20 protein-coding genes are annotated in these 20654 nt (G+C 70.8%); 11 read left to right on the forward strand and 9 right to left on the reverse strand.

The features are described 5' to 3' along the window. The first annotated feature begins 77 nt into the window (after positions 1 to 77). Positions 78 to 956 (forward strand): patatin-like phospholipase family protein, encoded by an 879-nt coding sequence (locus LXT21_RS41915; protein WP_254043864.1) that lies wholly within the window; start codon positions 78 to 80, stop codon positions 954 to 956. A 21-nt stretch (positions 957 to 977) separates the two neighbouring features. On the opposite strand, the gene LXT21_RS41920 is transcribed toward LXT21_RS41915, so the two are convergent. Next, positions 978 to 2360, reverse strand: a complete 1383-nt coding sequence (locus LXT21_RS41920) for a sigma 54-interacting transcriptional regulator (protein WP_254043865.1) — start codon at positions 2358 to 2360, stop codon at positions 978 to 980. A gap of 208 nt (positions 2361 to 2568) precedes the next feature. Between LXT21_RS41920 and LXT21_RS45590 the strand changes: the two genes are divergently transcribed. Next, positions 2569 to 3822, forward strand: coding sequence for an ADYC domain-containing protein (locus LXT21_RS45590; RefSeq protein WP_254043866.1), 1254 nt, complete (start codon positions 2569 to 2571; stop codon positions 3820 to 3822). A gap of 55 nt (positions 3823 to 3877) precedes the next feature. Here LXT21_RS45590 and LXT21_RS41930 read toward each other — a convergent pair whose 3' ends face one another. Continuing rightward, the gene (locus LXT21_RS41930; protein ID WP_254043867.1) at positions 3878 to 7090 is read right to left on the reverse strand and encodes a protein kinase domain-containing protein; all 3213 of its coding nucleotides are present in this window, start codon (positions 7088 to 7090) and stop codon (positions 3878 to 3880) included. Between the two features lie 245 nt (positions 7091 to 7335). Between LXT21_RS41930 and LXT21_RS41935 the strand changes: the two genes are divergently transcribed. Beyond that, positions 7336 to 7935: a hypothetical protein gene (locus LXT21_RS41935; RefSeq protein WP_254043868.1), complete on the forward strand. Its 600-nt coding sequence runs from the start codon at positions 7336 to 7338 to the stop codon at positions 7933 to 7935. A 79-nt stretch (positions 7936 to 8014) separates the two neighbouring features. Here LXT21_RS41935 and LXT21_RS41940 read toward each other — a convergent pair whose 3' ends face one another. The 3 genes from LXT21_RS41940 to LXT21_RS41950 form a co-directional block, all read right to left on the reverse strand. Next, complete coding sequence (locus tag LXT21_RS41940) at positions 8015 to 8458, reverse strand: CoA-binding protein (protein ID WP_254043869.1); 444 nt, start codon at positions 8456 to 8458, stop codon at positions 8015 to 8017. After that, complete coding sequence (locus tag LXT21_RS41945; protein ID WP_254043870.1) at positions 8455 to 9354, reverse strand: hypothetical protein; 900 nt, start codon at positions 9352 to 9354, stop codon at positions 8455 to 8457. The genes LXT21_RS41940 and LXT21_RS41945 overlap by 4 nt, the downstream gene beginning before the upstream one ends. 65 nt (positions 9355 to 9419) lie before the next feature. Then, positions 9420 to 9737, reverse strand: coding sequence for a DUF2795 domain-containing protein (locus LXT21_RS41950; RefSeq protein ID WP_254043871.1), 318 nt, complete (start codon positions 9735 to 9737; stop codon positions 9420 to 9422). A gap of 198 nt (positions 9738 to 9935) precedes the next feature. Here LXT21_RS41950 and LXT21_RS41955 point away from each other — a divergent pair, with 198 nt between their 5' ends. The 4 genes from LXT21_RS41955 to LXT21_RS41970 are packed head-to-tail and all read left to right on the forward strand — an operon-like array spanning position 9936 to position 13312. Next, a complete protein-coding gene (locus LXT21_RS41955) occupies positions 9936 to 11513 on the forward strand; it encodes a YiiX/YebB-like N1pC/P60 family cysteine hydrolase (protein ID WP_254043872.1) in 1578 nt (525 codons plus the stop codon). A gap of 7 nt (positions 11514 to 11520) precedes the next feature. Beyond that, a complete protein-coding gene (locus LXT21_RS41960; RefSeq protein WP_254043873.1) occupies positions 11521 to 11796 on the forward strand; it encodes a hypothetical protein in 276 nt (91 codons plus the stop codon). 60 nt (positions 11797 to 11856) lie between these two features. Further along, the gene (locus tag LXT21_RS41965; protein WP_254043933.1) at positions 11857 to 12705 is read left to right on the forward strand and encodes a SirB1 family protein; all 849 of its coding nucleotides are present in this window, start codon (positions 11857 to 11859) and stop codon (positions 12703 to 12705) included. Between the two features lie 46 nt (positions 12706 to 12751). Continuing rightward, the gene (locus LXT21_RS41970; protein ID WP_254043874.1) at positions 12752 to 13312 is read left to right on the forward strand and encodes an NUDIX hydrolase; all 561 of its coding nucleotides are present in this window, start codon (positions 12752 to 12754) and stop codon (positions 13310 to 13312) included. A gap of 3 nt (positions 13313 to 13315) precedes the next feature. Here LXT21_RS41970 and LXT21_RS41975 read toward each other — a convergent pair whose 3' ends face one another. The 4 genes from LXT21_RS41975 to trxB all read right to left on the reverse strand — a co-directional run bounded on the left by LXT21_RS41975 (position 13316) and on the right by trxB (position 16773). Beyond that, complete coding sequence (locus LXT21_RS41975) at positions 13316 to 13573, reverse strand: hypothetical protein (RefSeq protein ID WP_254043875.1); 258 nt, start codon at positions 13571 to 13573, stop codon at positions 13316 to 13318. Between the two features lie 440 nt (positions 13574 to 14013). Beyond that, positions 14014 to 14502 carry a cyclic pyranopterin monophosphate synthase MoaC gene (gene moaC, locus LXT21_RS41980; protein ID WP_254043876.1) on the reverse strand — a complete coding sequence of 163 codons (489 nt, stop codon included), beginning with the start codon at positions 14500 to 14502 and terminating at the stop codon, positions 14014 to 14016. After that, complete coding sequence (locus LXT21_RS41985; RefSeq protein ID WP_254043877.1) at positions 14499 to 15683, reverse strand: trans-sulfuration enzyme family protein; 1185 nt, start codon at positions 15681 to 15683, stop codon at positions 14499 to 14501. Before LXT21_RS41985 ends, moaC begins: the two co-directional genes overlap by 4 nt. 124 nt (positions 15684 to 15807) lie before the next feature. Next, entirely contained in the window at positions 15808 to 16773 is a 966-nt protein-coding gene (trxB, locus tag LXT21_RS41990; RefSeq protein WP_254043934.1) for a thioredoxin-disulfide reductase, read from the reverse strand. A gap of 79 nt (positions 16774 to 16852) precedes the next feature. On the opposite strand from trxB, the gene LXT21_RS41995 reads away from it, so the two are divergent. From LXT21_RS41995 to LXT21_RS42010, 4 genes are all read left to right on the forward strand, one after another. Beyond that, positions 16853 to 17311: a cyclic nucleotide-binding domain-containing protein gene (locus LXT21_RS41995; protein ID WP_254043878.1), complete on the forward strand. Its 459-nt coding sequence runs from the start codon at positions 16853 to 16855 to the stop codon at positions 17309 to 17311. A gap of 175 nt (positions 17312 to 17486) precedes the next feature. Further along, complete coding sequence (radC, locus tag LXT21_RS42000) at positions 17487 to 18266, forward strand: RadC family protein (RefSeq protein ID WP_254043879.1); 780 nt, start codon at positions 17487 to 17489, stop codon at positions 18264 to 18266. Next, positions 18263 to 18511, forward strand: coding sequence for a DUF3006 domain-containing protein (locus LXT21_RS42005; RefSeq protein WP_407667101.1), 249 nt, complete (start codon positions 18263 to 18265; stop codon positions 18509 to 18511). Before radC ends, LXT21_RS42005 begins: the two co-directional genes overlap by 4 nt. A gap of 40 nt (positions 18512 to 18551) precedes the next feature. After that, complete coding sequence (locus LXT21_RS42010; protein ID WP_254043880.1) at positions 18552 to 20642, forward strand: RecQ family ATP-dependent DNA helicase; 2091 nt, start codon at positions 18552 to 18554, stop codon at positions 20640 to 20642. The last annotated feature ends 12 nt before the right edge of the window (positions 20643 to 20654 follow it).

Consider the following 20654-nt stretch of genomic DNA (forward strand, 5'->3'; position numbering starts at 1 on the left):
ACGTCGATGCCGGGCTGGAGACCAGCGGACTTTCGACGCACCGCGTGCTTCCCGGCGGACAGTGGTAGATGTGGGACATGGCATCTCCCAACCTGCAGCAGTTGCTCGAGGGCAAGCGGTTCGGCCTGGTCCTCTCGGCGGGCTACTTCGGCTTCTACGGGCACGCTGGCTTCCTCAAGGGGCTGGCGAGCACGGGGCTCAAGCCCTCGGCCTACGCGGGCACGTCCGCGGGCGGCATGGTGGCGGCGTACGCGGCGGCGGGGATGCCGGTGCACGCGATTGAGGAGCTGGTGCTGCGCCAGACGCGCGCGAACTTCTGGGATCCGGACCCGATTGGCGCCGTGCTGAACGCGGACGCCGCGGGCCATGGGCTCACGGGCCTGCTCAAGGGCGAGCGCTTCCGGCGCCTGTTGGAGGACACGCTGGGCGCGCCGACGTTCGAGGACCTGCCGCACCCGCTGTTGCTGGTGGGCGCGAACCTCACGCTGGGCACGCACGACGTCTTCACCACGGGGGAGCTGGCGCCGCGCGTCCACGCCACCTGTGCATATCCCGGCCTGTTCCGCGCGGTGCCGCTGGATGGGAACCTGTACTGGGACGGAGGCCTGGTGGACAAGGCGCCCGCGCTGTCCCTGCATGACAGCGCCGCTGGGAAGGATTTGGACGCCATCCTCGTGCACTTCCTGCCGAGCAAGACGCGCAAGGTGGTGGGCGGCCCCATGGCGTACGCGCAGGGACTGGCGGCGGGCTCGGCGGCGCTGCGGAGGGACCACTTCCGACTCCAGCTCACCGTGCTGGAGGGGCGCGGCATCCCCGTCTACGTCGTCGTGTCCAACCTGCCGCCCGTGACGCCCACGACGATGGAGCGCGGGTTCGATGCGCTGGACCAGGCGCGCCTCGCCGCGGCGGTGGCCCTGTCCCGTCCGCCCGTGCCCTTCGCGCAGGCGCAGTGGTGAGCTGAGGCTCGGGACGGCGCGTCACTTCTCGCCGGGCTCCCCTTCCTCTTCGCGCTCGGACGTCGGAAGGTCCCAGCGCTCCAGCAGCCTCCGCAACGTCGTGCGGTGCATCCCGAGCTCCCGCGCCGCCGCGCTCACGTTGCCGGAGTGCTTTCGCAGCGCGTCCTCGACCCGGGCGCGCTCCTCTCCCTCCAGGGTCCTCGCCTTCGCCGAGAGTTCGCGCCCAGCGGGGCTCGCCTCGCCTCCCGCGTCACCGAAGGCCGTCCCCGCGCCCGTGCCCAGGTGCGAAGAGGAGACACGTCGCGAGCCCTCCGCCAACGCCTTCTGGACGGCGACGCGGACTTCGACGAGCAGCTCACGCACGTTGCCCGGCCAGGGCCTGAGCAGACACGCCTCCAGCAACGAGACGTGGGTTCCCATACCAGGCTCGACACGGTCGACCTGTTCCTGGAGGAGCAACGCGAGCTCCTCGGGGCGCTCGCGCAACGGAGGGAGCACCACTTCCGGTCTGCCGATGCGGAAGTACAGGTCCTCGCGCAGGCGGCCTTTCGCGACGAGCGCGCGCAGCGACTGATGGCTCGCGGAGCAGACCCGCACGTCGACCTTGGCGGGCTTCGCGGCGCCGAGCGCGAGCACCTCTCCTGTCTCGAGCACGCGCAGCAGCTTCGCCTGGACCGAGAGGTCCAACTCCACCACCTCGTCGAGGAACAAGGTGCCCCCGTCCGCGCTCTGCAGATAGCCCTGCGCATCCGCCTCCGCGCCCGAGTACGCGCCGCGCCTTGCGCCGAACAAGAGTCGCTCGGCGAGCGCCTGGGGAATGGCCGCGCAGTTGACCGCGATGAAAGGGCCCGTGCTCCTGGGGCCCTGCGCGTGGAAGGCCCGCGCGACGCCCTCCTTGCCCGTGCCGCTCTCACCATGGATGTGCAGTGAAGTGCCGAGCCGCGCGGCTCGCGCCACCTCGTCCAACACCGCGCGGAAGGAAGGGCCGCGCAGGAAGCCGTCGAGGCGCTCGACGCCGAGCCGCTCGAGGGGACCGACGTCCGCGCTGGGGACGAGCAGCGAGGTGCCCATGCGGATGACCCGCCGCGCCTCTCGGGGCGCGCCGACGGGGAGCCGCTCTCCGTCCACGAACGTTCCGTTCTGACTGCCCAGGTCGGTCACCCAGAAGCGCTGACCATCGAAGCGGATGCGCGCGTGCCTGCGGGACATCCTCGGGTCCTCGGCCTCGCCCAACGGGGGCGTGCCCCGTCCGACCTCCAGGCTCTCGCCTCGCAGCGGTAACGCCACCGCCATGGCGACTCCCGCGCCGTACACCCCCACCAGCCCCGGCGTCCGCACGCGCGCGGAGTCCCCTTCCTCCAGGGAACCCTCGCTCGGTCCGAGCGTCGACACGTCCCGCGCCATGCCTTCATTCCTCTTCCAGGGCGCACCTCGTTGGCACAGCCCTTCGTGCCAGGGAGGCTAGCGCAAGTGTGTCAGCGCTGCTGATGGCACCGTGCTACCGGCCACGAGCATCCCTGGCACGAAGCTGGCTATGAAGTCACCGAGGACGGCCCACCTGGCGCTGTCCTCGCCACCATCCATGAGGGGGAAGTCATCCGTGAAGGCATTCGTGCGAGTCCGTCCTGGCGTGTCACCGAAGCGGCCCCTGTGGGCCGTGGGGCTCCGCTGCGCGCTCCTGCTCCTGCTGGCGAGCGGCGCCAGTGGCTGCTGCAAGTACTTCGGGCTCTCGTGCCCATCGAAGGGCCCGAGCAAGGACGACACCCTGCCCCACAAGGACTGCGCGCGGGAGAACTGCGAGACGCCTCCGTACGAGGGACGGCTCATCTCCGATGACTGCCCCTCTGGCCAGTGCGACCCGGAGAGCCCCAACGGCCTGGGCATCTACAACCTCGAGGGCCACAGCCACTGTCTGGCCATCTCCACCAAGGACCGGTACTGCCCGGAGACGTTCCTGAACACCGCGGATGGCATCGCGCTGCGGCTGCGCGACGCGAACGTGGGCGCGCAGGTCATCATGGCCGACGTCGTCGACGCCCGACTGCTCGACGAGTCGATGAGCGCCTCCGAGCCGGTGAGGGTGCTCGAGATTCAGGGTGGGAAGGGACAGCTCCGCTTCAAGGGCGTCCACGTGGGCCGTTCCACGGAGTCCTTCGCCATCGAGGGCGGCGAGCTACCCAGGCTCATCCTCGCGTTGAGCGTGAAGGACCCGAACGAGGAGCCTCGCCGCTACCAGGTGCGGTTCCGTCCCCTGGCCAGCGCCTCGATGCCGCGCGGCGCGGTGCCCAAGTACGTGATGGAGTACCAGGAGGGCGAATGGAGGCCGAGCATGTCCTGGGTCAATCCCTGCTCGGGCGTAACGGATGTGCCGGCGCGGCCCGATGCCTCGATGGCCGTGCTGCCTGACTTCGCCGTCGACAGCGTCACCGCGGGCGTCAGCCACCAGCCGAGGTCCGTCACCCTCGCCTGTGACAAGGGCGCCATCGCCACCTGCCTGGACTGGGGCTACACGCCCTGGGACAAGCAGGGACGACTCGACGAGAGCCGCGCGTACCTCTACGCCTCCTGTCTCCAGGCGAAGCGCGCCGCGTACTTCGTCCGGTTCAACAACCTCAAGAGCTACACCGCCAACAACACGCTCATCCGCAGGCGCGACGAGTTCGCGGTCGGCCTGGAGCAGAGCAGCGACCTGGAGACCCTGCCCCGCCTGGAGGCGCTGTGGAGCCCGCGTGGCGCGGAGTGCATCCTCCCGGAGAACTTCCGTCGCCCCGAGCTCGTCGACCCCAGGTGGGTCAGCCTGCTGCCCCGCTGCGAGCCCGTCCACTGGACGCAATGGGGCAAGCTCGCCACCGCGCCCGCGCGCTGACCTGGGCCCGTGCACGACGCCGTCGGGCACGTCCAGCGCGCGCAACGGCGACGGCTCAGCGTCCCGCCTGATGAGGTCCGCGCTCGGACGTGAGCACCCCCAGCTCCCGCAGCGGTCGGGCGTACTCCTCGCGGAGGAAGACATCGAGCGCCAAGGCCCGCTCCAACGACGCGCGGGCCTGCGCTCTCAGCGGTTCGCGATCCGCCGAGGGCGCCCCCTGTGAGCGCGCGAGCAGGAGCGCTCCTCGAACCGCATGAGCAGCCGCGAGCCGGGGATTGAGCCCGAGGGCGAGGTCGGCCTGCGCCAGCCCCTCGGTGAGGAGCGATGACGTCTGTGCCTCCGACGCCATCCACCAGCTCGCGCGCGCCAGCTCCAGGTGGGCTTCGTCGTAGGGATAGAGCTTCACGGCCCGCCGGGCCTCATCGAGCGCCTCGCTCACCCATCGCCGCGCCGAGTGTCCGCGCCGGCGCTCCCACGAGGCCCGAGTCAGCGACAACCGCGCTCCCAGGACACGGCAGTCCGCGCACGAGGCGTCTCCCGGGTACGGCACGGCGAGCGCCCGGCGCGCGGCCTCCAGTGATGCGCTGGGGTCCGAGCCCGAGCGCACCGCATGCTCCGCCGCTAGCAGGTGCACCGACGCTCCCAGGAAGTGTGTCCTCCCCGCCGTGGGGTTGAGCTCCAGCGAGCGCGCGACATGCTCCAGCGCCGCCGAGAGCAATGTCCCCGGCTCGCCGCCCGTGCGCGACACATGGCGCGCCTGCGTCAGCTCCGCCAGCCCCAGCTGCGTGAGCACCGGCGCATACCGCGCATCCAGCGCGAGCGCCCGTGCCCCAGCGGAGCGCGCCTGCTCGACATCCGCCGAGGGGTCCCTCCCGAGCGAGAGTTCATACTGCGCCAACGAGTTGTGAACCTCCGTGAGGTTGGCGTGCGCGAAGAGGTACTTCGGGTCCACGCGCGCGGCGTCGCGGAGGTGACGCGCGGCCTCGGCGAACGCGGCGCTCGGGTCCTGGCCATGTTCTCGCAACCACGTCCCCCGCCACCGGTGCACGAGCGCCAGGTCATTGAGCGCCCACGGGTAGCGGGGTTGCAGTCGCAATGCCTTCTCGAACCACGCGACGGCCTCGTCGTAGGCGGGACGCGGGTCCTTCCCCTCGCGCGCATCCTGGAGCCCCCGCATGAAGTGGCTGTAGCCCAGCGTGTCGTGGGCCTGGACGTTCGCGGGGTCCAACGCCACGGCCCGCGCGGCGGTGGAGGTCCAGTCGGACAGCACGGCCTTCGGGTCCGTGTCGCGCTCCTGGAAGTTCACCAGGCGGTACCAGTTCATCAGCACCCAGGCCCGCTTCGTGTGCACCGAGGAGCGTCCGGGCGCGGCCTTCACGGCCCGCTCGCTCGCGGCCAGCGCCTGCTCCAACGAGGCCCGACGCGAACGCCCCTGGCGCTTGTCCAGCTCCGACTGTTGCAGCCAGACCTCGGCCAGCGCCTCGTATCCACGGGCATCACTGCGTCCCAGGTCCGTCGCGGCCTCGTAGCGCCGGGCGGCCTCTTGCAGTCCCGTGCGCGCCACATCGTAGGCCCCGCGTTCCAGCTCGCGCATCGCCCGAGCCAGTGTCACCTCGCCCGCGAGCAACCGCGTCTCCAGGCTCCACGGTGACTCATCGACCGCATGCACCACCGTGTCCGCCGCCGCATCGAGCGAGCCCCGGTAGTACGCGATGAGCCCCTCCAGATACGCCCCCGACTCGACCTCCCGACTGCGCTCCAGCGACTGCAACGCCGGCACCAGATAGCGCGCCTCGAGCGAACGCTGACGCTCCGCCACCCACGCCGCGTCGCCACTGCGTCGAGCCGCCTCGAGCTCCTGGTGGTACAGCCCACCGAGGACCCGCCCCAACGCATGATGCAGCTCGGGTGATTCGAGCCCCTTGGCCCGCGCGGCCTCCAGTGCCTCGCGCGCGGGCTCCAGCTCGTTCATCGCCAGGTGCCCCACTCCCAGCGCCTGCAGCACGAGCACCTCACCCGAGCTCCCAAGCTCATGAGGCAGCGAGGCGATGTGGCGCATGTACTCACGGACCAGCGCCTCCTCCTTCCCCGTGTCATGCAGCGGAGCCAGGTGCGCGGCGCGAAGAATCCACTCGAGGTCCTTCACCTGCTGCCCGAGTTGCTGCGCGAGCAAAGCACGTGCTCCAGAGCGTTGCTCGACGGCCCGCGCCTCCAGCCACGAATGCACCCCGAGCACCGACAGGACCGCGATGCACACGAGGGACACCGCGCTGACGGTGACGAGCGCGCGCTGCGTCCTCCAGCGTCGCGCCAGCCTCGCCCACACGCCCGGTCGTCGTCCGAGGATGGGCTCGCCATCGAGGAAGCGCCCCAGGTCCTCCGCCAGCGCACGCGCCGAGCCATACCGCGCCGCGGGCTCCTTGCTCAGGCACTTGAGGAGCACGGTCTCCAGGTCCACGGGCAGGCCCGGCACGAGCTCTCGGGGCGCGCGGACCTCCTCGTGGAGCACGTGGTGCAAAACGCTCGCGGCGGACACGCCATGAAACGGCGCGACACCGCAGAGCGCCTCGTAGAGCGTCGCGCCCAGACCATAGACATCCGAGCGCCGGTCCAGCGCCCTGACATCCCCCCGCGCCTGCTCCGGCGACATGTACGAAGGCGTCCCCAGCACCGCTCCGGACTGCGTGAGCCCGCGCTCCAGTCCCGTCTCCTGCGCCAGGCCGAAGTCCATCACCACCGGGAACCAGCGCCCCTCGTCACTCCGCTGCACCAGGATGTTGGAGGGCTTGAGGTCGCGGTGGATGACGCCCAGTCGATGCGCCTCGTGGATGGCCAGGGCCACGTCCCGAAGCACCTGGACCTTGTCCTCCAACGACATGTCCACGGCCACCACATCCAACCTGCGCCCGGAGACCAACTGCATCGCGATGAAGTCGCGGCCCGCGACCTGCCCCACCTCGTACACCTTGCAGACGTTGGGATGGTCGATGCGAGCCTGTGCCCGGGCCTCCTGGACCAATCGCATCGCGCGCGCGGGCGAGGTCCCCTTCACGAACTTGAGCGCCACATCGCGGCCCAGGCGCGCATCCCTCGCGCGGTAGACCACGCCCATCCCACCCTGGCCGAGCAGCGTCAGGTCCGCGAAGCGCTCCCACGCACCGGGCAGCCCCGCGTCCTCCCAGGGCTCCTCCGGAGCGACGCTGTCTTCCTGGGTGGAGAGCCCCCTGGGCACGCCGGCCCCGTCCCGGCGGTCATCCGCGTCCGACATGCCCTCGACTCTAGCGCGCCAGGTCCTCCACGGTGAGCCCTGGCACGAAGCCCACGTGCCACCCGTGCCAACCCTGCGTGTCACCGCGCGACGAATCGAGGCCCACCACCGAGCAGCCTCCTCGGAGAAGCGCGTGCGCTCACGCGGGCACGAGCGGTGCACAAGGCCCCCACGCGACACGCCGAGCAGTTCGCGTGTCACCGCACCCCGAGCGGTGCGTCCCACCGATATCCGAAAGGCACCCCGTGAAGACTCACGTCACCGTCGCTTCCCTCTCCCTCATGTTCGGCCTCGTCGGCTGCGGCCCGGAGCTGGAGGTGGACTCCACGCAGGCCCCCACCACGCAGGAGCCCACCAGCACGCCCGCGGCCGAGGAGCTCGACTCCACGACGCAGGCGCTCAACCCCGGCTGCAGGGACCCGCAGGTCTACTGGCCCTTCGGCGTCATCAACTCCAACGGGACGGTCAACAACGGCTGGGCCGGCAACCTCATCCAGAGCTCGGAAGACCGCGTGTTCTTCACGTACGGCGGCGCGGGGACGGCCCCGTCCAACGTCGTGCGCATCACCCTCACGGCCGCCGCGAACATCACCTGGTGGAAGGGCATCGAGGTCTTCCGCCCGGACGGCTCGCGCCACCCCAGCGTGCTCGAGACGCACAACACCGGCCGCGGTCCCTACACGATGGACATCGTCGTCAACAACACCGACTCGCCGAACCTGTGGGCCATCAAGTTCCTCAAGGGCAAGCTGTTCGGCATCCACACCGGCATGTACTGCCTGGAGGACCTGTCGGCCTGGCGCGGCCGCAACCTGTACTTCACGTGGACCTATGACGCGTCCTGAGCAGACCTGACGGACTGGGTACCGGGTCGGGCTCCTCCACGCGAAGGGGCCCGACCGCGCGGCCTTGCTCGATGACGCCTCAGCGTCCGCCGTAGCGGCGGTGGTCCACCATCAGGCAGCGGTCCTGCACCACCTGGATGCCCGCTTCCGCGAGCTTCTGCGCCGCCGCGTCGTTGCGGATGCCGGACTGGAACCACACCGCCTTCGGCTTCTTGGCGATGAGGTCGTCCACGTGCGCGTCGATGTCCTGGGGCCTGCGGAACACATCCACCAGGTCCACCTCACCGGGCACGTCCGTGAGCTTGCGGAACACGGGCTTGCCGAGGATGTGCGTCACGTCCGGGTAGTAGACGGGCACGGGCACCACCTCCACGCCCGCGCGAGCCAGGTAGTCCGGCACATAGAAGGCCGGCTGCCCCGACTGCTGCTCCGTCTTGATGCCCAGCACCGCCACGCGCCTGGCGCTCTTCACCACGCGCTCCACTCCCGCTTCGTCCTCGACGAGGTTGTCTCTCCAGCTCATGGCGTCTCCTCCTGAAGGGCCTGCGCTCGCGACTGCATCGTCACCGTCCACGCCGCCGGGCCCACGCGGGCCTTCACCGTGAGCTCGCGGCTCACCGGCACGAAGCGCCCGTAGGCCACCACCTGCTCGCCCTCGCACGTCACGCCCGCCGTCAGCTCCGGGCGCCCCGCCGCCACCCACGCGTCCGTCAGCTCCTGCGGCGCGTCCTCCGGCACCGAGTCCAGGCACTTGAGGCTCAGCACCACCGCGTCACCGTACTCCGTGTCCCGCGTCCCCTGCAGCGTGCGCTCCAGCACATACGCCACCTGCGTGTCGCCCATCGGCAGCGTGTCCACCGCCCACGTGCGTTGACCCTCCGACAGATGACGCTGGAACAGGCCACCGAACTTCGCCTCCCACTCGCGCCGCGTGCGCGCCTCCAGGGCCTCCGGCGCGAGGAAGCGCTCCAGCGCCTTCGCGTCCACGCCCGTGGGAACCGACTGCCGCAGCGCCTCGGTCGCGGACTCCGGCGACACCAGCTTCACGAACGCGCCGTCCGCCGCCAGCTGCAACCGGAGCGCGAAGCGCAGCAGCACGTCATCCACCCAGCCCTCCACCGCCACGCCCGCGCGCGTGCGCTGCGCCCGCGTCACGGACTGGGTGAGGAGCCAGCCGCCCTCGGAGGTGGCGAAGCGGGACTCGGTGGTCAACTCCGCCTCCTCGCGCACCACCTGCCCGTCCTGCTCCACCGCGCGGCGGGCCTGCTGGGATTCGGTGAGCACGCGCCCCACGGCCGGCTGGAAGCTCAGGCGCACCCGAGGCGTCACCGAGGGGATGGGCACCCTCAAGGGCGGCGGCTTCCGACAACCGGACGAGAGCAACAGCACGAGACAGCTCAGCAGGAGACCTGGACGCATGCGCCCGCGAACGCTGGCAGAAACGGCCAGCGCCCGCGAGCGCTTCTTCCCAGGGAAGTCGCCCCTCAGGGGTGACGCGAGCTGCCGTCGGGCGCGTTCTCCACCAGGTCCCGACCGATGTTGCGCCGGTCCCTGTTCGCGCCGTCGTCGTCGGGCAGTCCCCCCTGGGAGAACCGCCGGGCGGCCTCCGCCAGGTCGCGCATCACGTCCTCGCGCGACGCATACTCCGTGCGCGGCAGGCACTTGAGGACGTTGATGATGTCGACGGGGGCCTCGCCGTCCTCGGCCGCCTCGACCAGGTCATCCCTCGTCGTGGGGTAGTCCACCGAGTCCAGGTGGGGGGTGATGGAGAGCCCGGGGTCTTCCGCGGTTCCGAATGCCATCTGCCGCTCTGCCTTTCTGCCCGGCCAAGCCCAGTCCGGACGTGAGTCACTTGAGTCCCAGGAACCTGGGGACGAAACCCACGCCGGACCACCCGGCCGTCCCCCTCCCCTCCCCTGGGCAGCCAGGGGGTCAGCCGCCCCGGCTGCTCCCGAGGTAGAGTCCCGCCGCCGTCCTGTCTCCGCCCGGAGCCCCACCCCATGCCCGCCGCCTCCCTGCTGCTCGCCTGGCTCACCTTCGCCAGTCCGCCTCCCCAGGCGCCCGCCGCCCCACCCAAGAGCGTCTACGCGCTCGAGGACGACGCCTTCGTCGCCCAGGCCCAGGAGGACCTGCGACAGCTGGAGCGCTACGCCCAGGGCCTCAGGCGGCTGTCGGAAGAGGTGAAGGCGTCACGCGCGCTGTACCTGCAGAAGCAGAGCGAGCCGTACACGCCGGACCAGAAGCAGCGCCTGCTCACCACGTGGGCCGCCTTCTTCGACTACTTCGTCTCCACCGAGGTCATCCGTCAGCGCTACTGGGACTTCGTGAAGGTGCCGTCGCTCACCCAGCCGAAGAAGCACGCCTGGGGCTTCCTGCTCACCCACGGCGCGCTCACCACGGAGCTGGCCCACGGCCTGACGTACGCGGAGCTCACCGGAGGCCGCAAGCAGCTGGAGGTGCTCCTGGACGAGCCCGCCCCCGAGTACGGCCTGCCCGCGCGCGCCTTCGCCCGCTTCAAGGAGAAGGTCATCCACGTGGGCACCACCACCCAGCTGCTCACGGGTGACGGCTACAAGCAGCAGCTGCGGCCCCTGTTGGTGAAGGCCGGCGCGCTGGATGCGCCGCGCGTCCCGTGGGTGATGCAGGAGATGAAGCTCAACAGCGAGGTGGCCAAGGGACTGCTCATCAAGCGCGGCCCCGTGCTCTTCGCCAAGGCCGCCACGGACCTCACCCAGGACAGCGCCCAGCGCGCCTTCTTCCCCGTGCAGCGCGCGGTGGCCGAGTGGATGGGCGACACGCGCGTGCACCGCTCCGGCCAGCCGCTCATCTCCCGCGAGCAGGTGCAGGCCCTGCTGGGCCGCATGGAGCCCGGCGACATCCTGGTGGCCCGTCAGAACTGGTACCTCTCCAACATCGGCCTGCCGGGCTTCTGGCCGCACGCGGAGCTGTACGTGGGCACCGGAAAGGAGCTGGCCGCCTACTTCGACGAGGACGCGGACGTGAAGGCCTGGCTCGCGACGCTCGAGGGCAAGCCGCGGAGCTTCACGGGGCACCTGGCCACGGCCTTCCCCGCGAAGTGGGCCGCGTACAACCAGACCGACACGCAGGGGGAAGCGCTGCGCATCATCGAGTCCATCAGCGAGGGCGTCAGCTTCACCGGCCCCGAGCACGGCATGCGCGTGGACTACCTGGGCGTGATGCGCCCCCGGCTGACGCGCGTGGACAAGGCGCGCGCCATCCTGCGGGCCTTCGGCTACCAGGGCCGTCCCTACGACTTCGACTTCGACTTCTTCTCCGACCAGACGCTGGTGTGCACGGAGCTGGTGTGGAAGTCCTACGCGCCCTCGAAGGAGCTGCGGGGGCTCGCCATCCCCCTGGTCGACGTCGTCGGCCGGCGCACGCTGCCCGCCAACGAGCTGGTCCGCCTGTTCGACACCGAGTTCGGCCGGGAGGACCGCCAGCTGGACTTCGTCGCCTTCCTGGACGGCCGGGAGGGCGAGGGGCTCGCGAAAGAGGCGGACGCGGCGGCTTTCCGTTACAGCTACCGCCGCGCCAAGTGGGACATCGCCCAGGAGTAGACACGCAATGACGGAAGACGTGGCCCAGGACATGCTGGAGCTGTCCGCCCAGCTCTTCGAGCGGATGATTTCCCAACAACAGGCGAAGGTGTTGCGGCTGGCCCGCGAGGCCGTCCCCAACATGACCCCCGAGGAGCTCCGCAATCCCCACGACTTCCCCCAACTCAAGGAACACCCGACTTTCGAGTTCGAGGATGGAATCCTGGCGGGATTGATTTCGGCCCAGATGGGGCTGCGCGCCGAAATCAAGGGGAGGCTGCCCTATGCGCCGCCCACCTTCTGACGCTCGGCCGCCTGCCTTTGCTGTCGGGCTCGTCGTGGGTTAGTGGTTGCCGCCGTGAGCATGACCACAGGATTCAGCCCGCCGCTGGCCCGGGAACGGTTGGTGTCGGCGCTGGCCGCGGAGCCTCCCCGCCTGGACCTGGCGGCGCTGGCGATTGCCACACTGGACAGGCCGGGGCTGGACGCGCCGGCGTGTCTGCACATGTTGGACGTGCTCGCCTGCCGGGTGCAGGTGGAGGCGGAGCGGCTCAACGACAAGGGCGAGGCGCTGGCCCCGCTCCGGGCGCTGCGTCACGTGCTGTCGGACATCGAGGGCTTCCGGGGCAACGAGGAGAACTACCACTCGCCGGAGAACAGCTTCCTGGACCAGGTGTTGGAGCGGAAGCTGGGCCTGCCGATAACGCTGTCGGTGGTGTACCTGGAGGTCGCGCGCCGGGCGGGAATCCCGCTGTACGGGGTGCCCTTCCCCGGCCACTTCCTGGTGGCGCACGACGCGGGGGACCACAAGCTGGTGATGGACCCGTTCCACCAGGGGGACATCCTCACGGAGCACGGCTGCGAGGAGCTGCTCAAGCGCGTGGCCCCGCAGCTCAAGTTCGACCGGGCCATGCTGGCGCCCGCGCCGGTGGAGCTGATTGCGTACCGGATGTTGTCCAACCTCCGGCGCGTGTACCTGGGCCGTGAGGACCGTGAGCGCGGGCTGGCGGTGGTGGACCTGTTGTTGCTGCTGGCGCCGGACCATCCCGGAGAGCTGCGCACGCGCGCGGCGCTGCTGGCGAACCTGGGCGCGTACCGGGCGGCGCTGCGCGACGTGGAGCGCTGCCTGGAGCTGTCCCCCGAGGCGCCGGACCGTGAGCGGCTGGAGCTGACGGCCCAGGAGCTGCGCGAGCGCGCGGCCCTGCTCAACTGATTGCCGTGGGGCCCGCTGGTGTGGTGGGGCCCGGAAACGAGTGCCCATGTCCCGGACGGTGAAGCCCTGGCTGCGACTGCGCCTGGGCTTGGAGCATGACTACCAGGTGCTGACGGTGCGCGAGGACAAGTGGGCGGACCCTCGCACGAACCTGGAGCACCCTCGGGTGCGGGTGGACTGCGCGGACTGGGTGAACGTCATCGCGGTGACGCCGGCCGACGAGCTGGTGCTGGTGCGGCAGTTCCGCTTCGGCACGGGCGCGGACACGCTGGAGGTACCCGGCGGCATGGTGGACGAGGGCGAGGACCCCGCGGTCGCCGCGGCGCGCGAGCTGGAGGAGGAGACGGGGTACGTGGCGGGCCGTGTGCTTCCGCTCGGCTGGGTGCACCCGAATCCCGCGCTGCAGGACAACCGGTGCTTCAGCTTCCTGGCGCTGGACTGCGTGAAGGCACATGCGGGGCAGCAGGACGAAGGCGAGGACATCGCCGTGGAGCTGCACCCGCGCGCGGACGCGCCCAGGCTCATCCTGGAGGGGCGCATCACCCACTCGCTGGTGGTGGGGGCGTTCTTCCTGGAGCGGCTCCGCGCGGAGGCGAAGACTCCGTAGGGCTCAGGGACGCTGGCAGCCGCAGCCGCAGGCGTCGAAGAAGGGCGTCTCTCCGGGGGCGCAGACGAAGAGCATGTGGCGGCAGTCCGTCGGGTCCTTGGAGATGGAGCGCCGGTCCGCGCCCGCACCGCAGCGCGCGTGGGACTCCTCGGCGACCAGTGTCGGAGGAGCCTCCGAAGCCCCCTCACCCGCGCTGCAGCCCCCGCCGAGCAGGGCCACGAGCAGGACCAGGGTGGAGCGGATCATCCTGTCGTCGAGCACCGTTCCGACCTCCTCCCTGGCCGACGACGCCCCGCCGGGCGTGCATGGCCCACCCAACATGGGAGCCCCCTCCGACAAGGGGGAGCCCCGAAGGGCACCGGCTCAGGGTGCGACGTGTGGAGGGACACAGTCGCGACGTCGCGCTGCGGACAGTGTCTGGCCCGCACGGGGCCGTGGGCGAATGACGCGGGTGGACGAAGCCGGGCGAGAGTGAGCGCGTGGCGAGGCGGGTGGCCACGCGTGTGCGGCTCAGATGTGGCGACGCCGCGAACGCCACCGGCGCATTCGCGCCCCCGTGCCCGATGCGCCGCGAGGGTCGAGGGGCTGGTGAGTCCTCGCGGGCGCCGCGCGGAGGTGGCTTCCTTCTCGTTACGAGAACGCAGGACGCGCCGGCCGTCTTCGCCGGCTCGCGCCCCCCGCGGGGAAGCGACCGCGAGCGCCTACCGGACAGAACGCTTTCGAGCGGTGCGCGAGGACGCGGCGGCCTTCTTCACCGGCTCGCGCTCCCACGTCCCCGAGCGGCCACCCGACTTGGACTCCAGCTGCACCGCGTCCAGCACCATGCCGCGGTCCGAGCTCTTGCACATGTCATAGACGGTGAGCGCCGCCGCGCACGCCGCGGTGAGCGCCTCCATCTCCACGCCCGTGCGGTCCACGGTGCGCACCGTCACGCGCACGGTGAGCCCCTCGGCCACGGGCTCGAGCGTCACCTCGACACCGGACAGCGCGATGGGATGGCACAGCGGGATGAAGTCCGGGGTGCGCTTGGCGGCCATGATGCCCGCGAGCCTCGCCGCGGCGAGCACGTCCCCCTTCTCCATCTTCCCCGCGAGGAGGCGCTCGCGCGTCTCGGCCTGCATGCGCAAGAGCCCCGTGGCCACCGCCACGCGCTCCGTCTTCGGCTTCGCGCCCACATCCACCATCTTCATCGCGCCACCCCACGGGCCACGGCCTGGAGCAAATCGTCCACCACGTCGTCCGGGTCCTCCAGCCCCACGGAGACACGGATGAGGCTCTCGCGGATGCCCGCCGCCTCGCGCTCCTCGGGCGTGAAGCGCCGCGCGCTCGCGCTGGCCGCGTGCATCACCAGCGTGCAGACATCGCCCAGTGAAGGCCCGGGCCGCCCCACCTTCAACGCCTCTAGGAAGCGCATGGCCTCCGGGCGCCCCGCGCCCCGAATCTCGAACGCCACCATGGGCCCACCGTCCTTCAACAGCTCGCGCGCCACCGCGTGGTCCGGATGCGAGGGCAGCCCCGGGTAGATGACCCGCTCGAGCAGCGGAGACTCCGACAGTCGCCTCGCCACGTGGGCCGCGTGCTCCGCATGCGCCTTCATCCGCACCGGCAACGTGCGCAGCCCGCGCAGCGTCAACCACGCCTCGAACGGTCCCAGCACATCGCCCGCGAGGATGCGCGCGGCGCGCAGGACCTCGATGCGCTCACGCGAGCCGCTCACCGTGCCACCCAGCGCGTCGCTGTGCCCGTTGAGCCACTTGCTGGTGGACTGCACCGCGTAGTCCGCGCCCATCTGCAGCGCGCGCTGCCCCATGGGAGAAGGGAACGTCGCGTCCACCGCGAACGCCGCGCCCACGTCATGGCTCGCCTTCGCGAGGACGCGCAGGTCCGCCACGCGCAGGAGCGGATTGGTGATGCTCTCCGCCAGCACCAGCCGGGGTCGGAGCTCCCGGATGCGCGCCGGTGCGTCCGCGTCCGTCAGCTTCAGCGCGTGCAGCTCCACGCCCAGCGCCGCGCACAGCTTCTTGTAGAGCGCGCGCGTGACGCCGTAGCCGTCGGCCGGCATCACCAACCTGTCGCCGGGGCGGAAGCCCTGCGCCTCGAAGAGCGAGCGCAGCGCGGCCATGCCGCTGGCGTAGGCCACACAGGACTCGGCCCCCTCGAGCGCCGCCACGGCCTCTTCCAGCAGCGTCGTGTTGGGCGCGCTGATGCGGGCATAGGCGTAGTCCTTGCCGTCGAGCGCGCCGTCCAGGTCGTCACTGCTGTCGAACCAGCTCACCGCCGCGACGGAGATGGGGGGCGAGACAGGCACCGCCTTGCTCCCCGTCAGCCGCGTCCCGGCGTGCACCGCCAGCGTCTTCTGCTTCGTGCTCATGAGAGAGGGTCCTCGGGTCCGTTCCCGGGCGCGTGTGTCCCGGCTCGACGCGAAAAAGGCCGGCCCGCTCTTCTTGGGAGCGGACCGGCCTGGAGCATGCGTCACGCGGCGATGCGCGGGCTAGCTACTCGCCGTGCTCGATGAGCCAACGCTCGGCGTCGATGGCCGCCATGCAGCCGGTGCCCGCGGCGGTGATTGCCTGCCGGTAGTAGCTGTCCTGCACGTCACCACAAGCGAAGACGCCGGGGATGTTCGTGCGGGTGCTGCCCGGCACCGTCTTGAGATAGCCGCCCTGGTGCGTCTCCAGGATGCCCTGGAACAGCTCCGTGTTCGGCGTGTGGCCGATGGCCACGAACAGGCCCGTCGCCTTGAGCAGCTGGCTGTCGCCCGTCTTGAGGTTGCGCACCACCGCGCCGGACATCCCCTTCGCGTCGCCCTGGACCTCCTCCACCGCGGAGTTCCACAGGAAGGAGATCTTCGGGTTGTTGAGCGCGCGCTCCTGCATGACCTTCGACGCGCGCAGCGAATCGCGCCGGTGGATGAGGGTGACGTGCTTGACGATCTTCGCCAGGTACGTGGCCTCCTCCATCGCCGTGTCGCCGCCGCCGACGACGAGGACCTCCTGGTTCTTGAAGAACGCGCCGTCACACGTGGCGCACGCGGACACGCCGCGGTTCTTGTACGTGTCCTCGCCCTTGACGCCCAGCCACTTGGCCGTGGCGCCGGTGGAGATGATGACCGTCTCCGAGCGCACGCGCAGGCCGCTCTCACTCTCCAACAGGAACGGGCGCTGGCTGAAGTCCACCTTCACCACGTTCTCCATGTGGATGACCGTCCCGAAGCGCTCCGCCTGCTTCTGGAAGCGCTCCATCAGCTCCGGACCGGTGATGGCCTCCGGGAAGCCCGGGTAGTTCTCCACGTCCGTGGTCACCATGAGCTGCCCGCCCGGCACGCGCTGGGGGTGCTCCAGCGTGGGCCCACCGGCGAACACCACCGGCTCCAGGTTGGCACGCGCGGCATAGATGGCCGCGGTGTAGCCCGCCGGCCCCGAGCCGATGATGGTCACCTTGTTGATCTTCTCCTCCGCCACGGGTGGCTCCTTCCCTCTTAACTCGTTGAGGCCGCGAAGGTACCAGAGGCCCTCGGGCGCGTGATACGAAGCTGGCCTCATGGATGCCGAGCTCCTCAAGAAGGTTGCGCTGTTCGAGGGTTTGACCCAGGGCCAGCTCGCCAAGGTGGCTCAACTCGGCCAGACCAGGGACTACCCTGCGGGCGCCTTCCTCTTCCGCGAGGGGGAGTCCGGCCAGGAGATGTTCGTCATCTCCCGGGGCAAGGTCCGCATCTCCAAGTCCGTGCCCGGCATCGGCGAGGAGGCGCTCGCCATCCTGGAGCCCGGCCAGTACTTCGGTGAGATGGCGGTAATCGAGGACTCGCCCCGCTCCGCCGACGCCATCGCCCACGTGAGCTGCGCGGTGTGGGTCATCGAGCGCTCCAAGCTGGACCAGCTCATGTTCACCGACAAGGACCTGGCGTACGTCCTGCTGTGGACGTTCGTCCGGACGCTGAGCGAGCGACTTCGCGAGACGAACGACAAGATCAAATCGTTCTTCGCCATCTCCCGCTTCTGAGACAAAGCCTGGACACGGCCCGGCGCTCGTCGGGCGGCAGGCCCGTGGCGGGGCGATGACAGTCCGCCGGACGGGCCGCTGCCACGCGGGCCGGGATGGGTAGGCACATCACGCTCCAGGTAGAGACAGCGGGCACACGCCTTGCTCAATCGCCGCGCCGGTGAAGGTGGGCGGGATGGGGTGGCGGATGGGCGAGGCGTGGGCGGCGGACGAGGTGGGTGAGGGGTCGAGGGACGCGCGCAAGGGAGGGGACGTCGAGTCCTCCCGGGAGCGGCTCTTCCGGTTGGGAGCGCGGGCGCTCACGGACACGGAGCTCTTGTGCGTGGCGTGGGGCGTGGCCTCGGGCTCGCGCGGCGCGACGGAGGCGGCGCTCGCGGTGTTGAAGCGCTGCGGGGGACTCAAGGCGCTGCTGCAGGCGGAGCCGGTGGAGCTGGCCCACGTGCCGGGCCTGGGGCCACGGCGGGCGGCCCAGGTGCTCGCGGCGCTGGAGTTGGGACGGCGCGCGCAGAGGTCGCCGGAGCGCAGGCCCAGGCTGCGCTCTCCCCGGGAGATCCACACGTACCTGACGCCGGGGCTCACCGGGCTGAGGCGCGAGGTCTTCCACGTGCTGTGCTTCAACACGCGCAACGTGCTGGTGCACGACGCGCGGGTGGCGGAGGGCACCATGAACACGTGCCCGGTGGACCCAAGGGAGGTGTTCGCCGCGGCGCTGGTGTCCCGGGCGACGGCCATCGTCCTGGCGCACAACCACCCCTCGGGAGACCCGGAGCCCAGCGTCCAGGACGTGGCGCTCACGCGGCACCTGGTGGCGGGCGCGAGGTTGCTCAACGTGAAGGTGCTGGACCACCTGGTGGTGGGCGACGGCGGCTTCGTGTCGATGCTGGAGCGAGGCCTGCTCCCGGACGGGGAGTGGGAGGCGAAGCGGGAATGGAACGTGGCGGGAGGACGTGGATGATGGCGGGATGCCTGGTGGGGATGGTGCAGGTGGAGTTGCTGGAGGACACGCGCGCGCAGGTGGTGCGGCTGGAGGGCGGCCAGGCCTGCGTGGTGGAGCGAACCCTGCTCCCGACGGACGCGCGCGAGGGGGACGTGGTGGTGGACGGCCGCGTGGAGCCTGAGGCCACGGCGCTGAGGGTGATGGAGGTGGCGCGGAGGAGGGCCCGCCTGGCCGTCCCCGTGCCGCCGGGGCTGGAGCTGTGAGGGGTGGCGGGGTGTGGTTTGCGTTGACGGCTGGACCAGGATGGTGGACATGCGAGCGATGTCGGTGGCCCTGCCCTACCTCGAAGAAGCCCAGCAGGGCCTGGTGCGCCACTTCGGCCTGACGCAGTTCCGTCCGGGACAGGCGGAGGTCATCTCCACCGTGCTGTCCGGGCGCAACACCGTGGTGGTGATGCCCACCGGCGCCGGCAAGAGCCTGTGCTACCAGCTGCCGGCCACGCTGCTGCCAGGGCTGACGCTGGTGGTGTCGCCGCTCATCGCGCTGATGAAGGACCAGGTGGAGCAGCTCACCGCGCGCGGCATCTCCGCCACGTTCATCAACTCGTCGCTGACGGATTTGGAGCGGGCCGAGCGGATGCGCCGGCTGCGCGGCGGTGAGTACAAGCTCCTGTACGTGGCGCCGGAGCGCTTTCGCAGCGCGAGCTTCGTGCAGATGGTCATGGACGTGGGCGTGGACCTGCTCGCCGTGGACGAGGCGCACTGCATCTCCCAGTGGGGCCACGACTTCCGGCCGGACTACGCGCTGCTGGGACAGGTGCGCAAGCGGCTGCGGCCTCCGCGCACGGTGGCGCTCACCGCCACGGCCACGCCGGAGGTGCGCGCGGACATCGTCCGGGTGCTGCTGATGAAGGAGCCCCGCGAGTTCGCCATGGGGTTCGACCGGCCCAACCTCTTCCTCGGCAAGCAGGAGGTGGGCGGGGACACGGACCGGCACGAGGCGTGCGCGCGCCTGGCGGCGCTGGGGGGCAGCGGCATCATCTACTGCTCCACGCGCCGGGCCGCGGAGGGCATCTTCTCGGAGCTGCACGGCCGCAAGCTCAAGGCGGTGCTGTACCACGCGGGCATGGAGGACGACGCGCGCCGGCGGGCGCAGGACACCTTCATGTCCACCCAGGACGCGGTGGCGGTGGCCACCAACGCGTTCGGCATGGGCATCGACAAGCCGGACATCCGCTTCGTCGCGCACGCCAACATCCCGCGCGCGGTGGAGGCGTACTACCAGGAGATTGGCCGCGCGGGCCGAGACGGTGGGGATGCCCGGGCGGTGCTGCTGTTCAACCACTCGGACGTGTACACCCAGGAGCGGCTCATCCAGGGCAGCCACCCCTCGGAGGCGGTGCTGGCGGACGTGTGGGCCGTGCTCCAGTCGGTGGAGGAGTTCGAGCGGGGCGTGCACGTGCTCGCGGGCATGGTGAACGCCAGTGAGTTCGAGGTGTCCGCGGCGCTGCGCATCTTCGAGCGCGCCGGGAAGCTCGAGCGCGGAGGCCGGGGCGAGGGCGAGCACGGGGTGCTGCTGACGGAGAAGGCCCAGGCCGCGCACCCCCACTCCCCGGACGCGCAGCGGCTGCTCAAGTCGCTGATGGAGACGTTCCCCATCGGCCGTCAGGCCACCACGGAGCTGACCATCCTCGCGCGCCGCATCGGCCTGTCGGTGGACGAGACGCGCCACGCGCTGGGGCTGTTGGAGAAGGCGGGCGTGGTGCGGGTGCGCAGGCCCTTCTCGGGGCGCTCCATCCGCGCGCTCATGAGGCTGCCCTTCCGGGAGCTGGGCATGGACCTGTCCCACGTGCGCGAACAGGAGCGGCAGAACCTCCAGCTGCTGCGGCGGATGACGGACTACGCCTACTCGGACCGGGACTCACGCTGCCGGCGCCGCGCCGTCCTCCACTACTTCGGCCAGCAGGACGTGGAGACCTCCTGCGGCAACTGCGACGTGTGCGCGCCCGCGAAGATGCCGGTGCTGCTGTCGGGAGGGCCGTCCGCCTCACGCGCCCGCGCCGCGGCCGCCGCGACGCTGGTGACGAACTACAGCGAGCTGGCCTCCACGGAGCTGCGCCGCTGGCGCAAGGAGCTGTCGAAGGACCTGGGCGTCGCGCCCTTCATCATCTTCAACGACGCGACGCTGTTGGGTCTGGCGGCGGCGCTGCCCATCGACCGGGAGGGCTTCCTCACGGTGAAGGGCACGGGGGAGAGCCGCTGGGAGCGCTTCGGCCCCAAGGTGGTGGAGATCTGCCTCATGGCCCGCGCCGCGGGACACGAGCCGCAGGTGGCGCCCATGGCCGCGGTGCGAGCGAAGAAGCCTCGCATCCGCCGCGCGATGGGCGCCGACTGACGGCGGGCGCCC

It is taken from the genome of Myxococcus guangdongensis (assembly GCF_024198255.1).
Taxonomy (GTDB): domain Bacteria; phylum Myxococcota; class Myxococcia; order Myxococcales; family Myxococcaceae; genus Myxococcus; species Myxococcus guangdongensis.